Source organism: Candidatus Phytoplasma crotalariae, assembly GCF_030586865.1.
In the GTDB taxonomy this organism is placed as follows: Bacteria; Bacillota_I; Bacilli_A; order Acholeplasmatales; family Acholeplasmataceae; genus Phytoplasma; species Phytoplasma citri.
The window spans coordinates 1-5220 of the sequence record NZ_JAOSIR010000028.1; the positions used below are offsets into that span (position 1 = coordinate 1).

Here is a 5220-nt window from a genome sequence, read left to right on the forward strand (position 1 = left end):
TACTAAAAAGATGCTTTATCCTTGACCACCCGGGCTTTTATTTCCGGATTAGTAAATTTCATTACTTAGTTTTAGGATTCTCCAAGTTACTCTAAATTTCAACCTTAATTCTTTAGGGGAAGTATCCACTTAAGTGGCTGATTCCAGGTTTCTTTATTTGATAAACTACTCAATACATAGCGCATTTATTAGTAGACTCTGGACTATTCGTCTAAGCAACTTCCGAACAGGTTTTGGTATTACATCTTTTTCCTTCTTAGGCCGTCTCAGGCTTCTCCATGGAATTATTTGGTGGCGAGGTCTTCTTGACTAATTTGCTTTCATCGCAACCCGCTTTTATGGTCTGCTCTAATCTGACATTCTTTCGTCTGCCAGACCGACCATCTCCTTTCAGAGTTTATCAGCTCTGGCTATTGGTGAAATAGCACGAAATTTAGGCCTCTTTGGCGCCCCGCTATAACCAATAGCAGTTCCTATTTCTAAAATATCTATTATTTTTTTTTGATTAATAAAGTTTTCTAAAAATAAACCAGTTTCTTTGTGAATAATAGGTATGCGCTCTTTTATAGCATATTTTTTTATTTTTTTTAAGTATTTTTTTTTTATTTTATAAAATATAGACATATATAAATTCTTTATAAATTTATGTTTATTTAAATAGATTTATGATAATTTAAAAAATTTTGTAAAATTATCTTAGCAGCCATTTCATCTTTTAATTTAAATATTTTAGTTTTTTTATATTGAGCTTGATACATATTATCAATTGCTTCTTCAGTTGAAAGTCGTTCATCCCACAAAAATATTTGAACAAATGGAAAAGATTTCTTAATTCTTTTGCTAAAAGAAATACTAATTTTAGATTTAATTCCTATATTATTATTCATATGTTTAGGATCTCCTAAAACAATTGTATTAATATTAAGTTTAGTAATGATTTTAGATAAAGGTAAAATTAATTGATGATATTGATGCCTTTGAAATTTAATAGTTTTTAAATTTTTGGCAATAATTCCAAATTGAGAAAATGAAATTCCCAAAGTTTTTTCTCCCAAATCTAAACCTAAAAAATTTTCTTTTTGATATAATTGCTCTTTTATAAACATTTTAACCATTCTTTTTGCAACATTATTAATTTATCTTTGTGATAACTAATACTTTTAGCAAAAGTCGCATTTCCCCCGCCTTTTCCTTTAATGATAATATTTACACGATTTATAAAATTTTTAGCATTAATATTATCAATATTACTTTTACAAACTAAAATAAAATATTCAGATTTTTGCTTATATAAACATAAAAAATTAATTTTTAGTTTTTGTATTAAATAATCTAAAAGATTCTTCAACATATTTTCATCAATATCAATATTATCGCAACTTAAAAACATACAAGGTTCTATTTTAGAAGGTATAATTTTTTCAGCTTCTTTAATCATTTTTATCATATTCTTTTGATAAATTTGTTTTTGTATTTGCAACCACAATTTTTGTAATTCTTCGCAATACTCTTTATAAATCAAAATACTTTTATAACTATCCCTATCTTCTTTGAATTGAGGAATATTAACTTTATTATTCGAATCATCATAATAATATTGTTCTATTTGATGCAATATTTTTTGTTCTTGGATACGTAAATGTTTAGTTTTAGAATCAAAACCAAAAATAATATTATTAGTAGTGGTTGTTGCTTCTATTCTGTAAATTCCAGAACCAATAGAAGTATAAGACAAAATAGCGAATTTTTCCAAAAATAAAGTGTTAAAAGCATGAGTTCCGCCACATAATTGAGTTGAAATATTCTTAATTTCGATTACTCTCACAATATCCTTATACTCAATTTGTTCAAGCAATTGTATTTTTTGATCTTGAGCTTCTTTAAAAGTCATTATTTTGATATTTATAGGACATTTTTCATTAATCCATGAATTTATTTTGTTTTCTATAGAAATTAGATCATCTAAAGATAAAGATTTATAATAATTAAAATCAAATTTTAAAATTTTATGATTCAAAAAAGAACCACATTGTTGTATATCAGGATTAAATAATTTTTTTAAAGCAGCATGTAATAAATGAGTCGCTGTATGATTTAAAGAAATTAAATGTCTTTTTTGTAAATCAATGCATGTGTTAACCTGTTGACCTAATTCAAAATAATCTTTTGTATAGTGTAAAAATTGCCCATGAGGTAATTTAATAACTTTCTCAATATAACTTTGATTAATCATACCAAAATCTGAAATTTGGCCTCCCATTTCAGCATAAAAAGGGGTTTTGTCCAAAACAATTCCATTTTCAAAAACTTTAATAATTTTAGCCGAAGCACTAAAACATTTATAACCTACAAATTCACTTTTAAGAGTAAAATTATAATATTCATTATTTTGATAATTTTTATTTTTAAATAATATTTTACCTTGATTAGATGATATTTTTTTTTGTTTTTCTAAAATATTTTCAAATTCTTTTTTTTCTGCTAAAATTTTATAATTTTTAGCATATTCTAAAATAATATCTGGGGGTAGTCCATAAGTATCATAAAGTTTAAAAAAATCTTTAGCCAAAAGTTTTTTGGAAATTTTAGTAAATTCTAAAAATTTATTTTTTCCTTCTTGTAAAGTTAATAAAAACTTCTTTTCTTCTGTTAAAATGATTTGTTGAATAATTGATATTTTTGATTTTAAATATGGATAAAAATCTTCCATTATATCAACTACTGTAGACACTAATTTAAATAAAAAAGGATCATTAAATCCTAATTTAATTCCTTTTTGGAAAGCTCTTCTTAAAAGTTTTTTTAAAATATAACCCCTACCATCATTAGATAACATAACTCCGTCAGCAATCCCAAAAACTAAAGCTCTAACATGATCAGAAATAATTTGAAAAATTTCTTGATTTTCATCTAACTGATATGTTATATTGCTTAAAATGGAAATTTTTTGAATAATAGGCCAAAACAAATCAGTTTCAAAATTATTATTTTTATTTTGCAAAATACAAGTTAAACGTTCTAGACCGACTCCAGTATCAATATTTTTATTGGGTAATTCCCGATAAACTTTACGATTATCTTTAATTTCTAAATTATATTGAGAAAAAACAATGTTCCAAATTTCAATAAAACGGTTATTGTTAATGTTATTTAAAATTAAACTATGATTACGCGAATCATATGTTGGTCCACGGTCAAAAAAAATTTCGGTACAAGGGCCACATGGTCCTTCACCTATTTCCCAAAAATTTTCTTTTAAAGCAATTAAATGATTTTTATCAATGCCTTTTTGTAACCAATACTCATAAGTTTCTAAATCTTTTTCAAAATAAGTAATATATAATTTACGAATATCTAAAGCCAAAAATTCATGAGATGTCAAAAATTCAAAAGCAAATTCGATAGCTTCTTTTTTAAAATAATCTCCAATAGAAAAATTTCCTAACATTTCAAAAAAAGTATGATGACAAGAAGTTTTTCCTACCATATCAATATCATTAACTCTTAAACATTTTTGAATATTAACTATACGTTTATGATGAGGAATTACGGAACCATTAAAATACTTTTTTAAAGGCGCTACGCCAGCATTAATCCATAACAAAGTAGGATCTTTATCTGGTATTAAAGATGCTGATGATTCTATTTTATGTTGTTTAGATTTAAAAAAATTTAGCCATATATTACGAATTTCTTGCGATGTTTTAATTTTGATCATATTAATGCCTTTTTTATTTAAAATATTAATTTTTTTTAAATATGATTAATTCGTACTTTGTATTTTTGAAATTAATTTATTTTTATAAAAACTACTACCATTTTTAGTTAAACGATGAGGTAAAGTGAATTTATTAGTATCAGGATACGGATAGATTAATTGCGTTTTATGCAGCGATTTATATTTGCTGTTTTATTTACAATCAGCCCCCGTCCAAACCGGACAAGCAAGTTTCCAAGCATCCGGCTTTCCATAATTTACTCTCTTTCGAGAACTAATTTCCCCTTGCGGTTAATTAGCTATTTATTCTTATCGTTCTTGTTCTTTTGATATCATGTATTTGTTGATTGGTTATTTTGCGATGGCAATCTTTACATAATACCTTGGTACTTTTATTCATAATACTTTGGTGATTCGCATTGCGAACTGTCCCAATGTGATGAATTTGAAGTTGGGTTGTTTTGCCGCAGTTCTCACAACTTTCCGCTTTTAGGCGGTCAGTTAGATGTGTACGCCCTTGAAATAAAAATCTATTGATGGTAATATCAGGGTTTTCCTTATAGTTACGCATTTTTTTGATTTTATCCCAAGAGTAGACCACCCATGGTTCGTATTGGGTTTTCCCTTTATTAAGATAGGGAATAGCCCAGGTTGAACCTATATTAAGCTTCTTTCGTACTTTGGCAATCGATGTTTTCCATTTTCTTGCCATTGTTTTCAAACAGCTATCTTCAGCTAAATAATTCAAATAGGTTAAAACATCAAGATTGTTAGCTAAACAAAAGTATTTCAGACAATGGTTTGATAGGTCCGGATTATTTCTAATTCGTCTCTATCCGCTAAAGTTTCATTGTGTTTCACCTTTCCCTCTTTTAACCAATTATATTCATGTCCGTACTCTTTAGCTTTCGCTTGGGGAATTTGGATTTAAACCTTGCCGTTTAGGAAATTTTTTGCGGATTTCCTTGTACGAGTTTTATTGGTGGGATTTACCTTTACCATGTAGGATAAAAACCTTGTTCCTTTATTGGCTTTGACAATTTTTGATTTGTCCTTACTAATGGTAAGTTTCAAATCTTGCTCTAGCCATCGGACTACTTGATTCTTAATCCCTTCGGCTTGGTTATACTCGCCTTTGACGCCAATGATAAAGTCATCAGCATAACGAATGTATTCGACTCTAGGTTTTGGATTTAGATTGAGCCATCTATCAGCCTCCAGTTTATGGTGCTGGTTTTTAAGCCATGCTTTCTTATATTCTGGGTTGTCCTTCCTAATCGGCTTTCCTTCTTTAATCAGTTCCTCCATTTTCAGGTCGATGTAATGTAAATATACATTCGCCAATAAGGGGGAAATAATTCCTCCTTGAGGAGAACCTGATAAAGATTCGTATTTGATTCCATCTTTCATGAAACCGGCTCTTAGCCATTTGTTAATGGTTGAGAGAGTTTTATTCTTTTTGATGAATCGATTTAAGGTTCTCATGAGAATTTCATGATTGA

General features: G+C 27.7%; 3 protein-coding genes and 1 pseudogene. All 4 read right to left on the reverse strand.

Annotation, left to right across the window (positions count from 1 at the left end):
- Window positions 1–390: 390 nt before the first annotated feature.
- Window positions 391–624, reverse strand: coding sequence for a hypothetical protein (locus tag OC683_RS01905; protein ID WP_304513065.1), 234 nt, complete (start codon window positions 622–624; stop codon window positions 391–393).
- Between the two features lie 29 nt (window positions 625–653).
- Window positions 654–1106, reverse strand: coding sequence for a Holliday junction resolvase RuvX (gene ruvX, locus OC683_RS01910; RefSeq protein WP_304514869.1), 453 nt, complete (start codon window positions 1104–1106; stop codon window positions 654–656).
- Window positions 1097–3718, reverse strand: a complete 2622-nt coding sequence (gene alaS / locus OC683_RS01915) for an alanine--tRNA ligase (RefSeq protein WP_304514870.1) — start codon at window positions 3716–3718, stop codon at window positions 1097–1099. The genes ruvX and alaS overlap by 10 nt, the downstream gene beginning before the upstream one ends.
- A 295-nt stretch (window positions 3719–4013) precedes the next feature.
- Window positions 4014–5220 (reverse strand): annotated as a pseudogene (locus tag OC683_RS01920) (reverse transcriptase domain-containing protein); the annotation flags it as partial.

Bases quoted from the DNA above. Each gene is read 5' to 3' on its own strand.
- alaS (WP_304514870.1), bottom strand. From the start codon at position 3,718: ATGATCAAAATTAAAACATCGCAAGAAATTCGTAATATATGGCTAAAT.
- ruvX (WP_304514869.1), bottom strand. From the start codon at position 1,106: ATGTTTATAAAAGAGCAATTATATCAAAAAGAAAATTTTTTAGGTTTA.
- OC683_RS01905 (WP_304513065.1), bottom strand. From the start codon at position 624: ATGTCTATATTTTATAAAATAAAAAAAAAATACTTAAAAAAAATAAAA.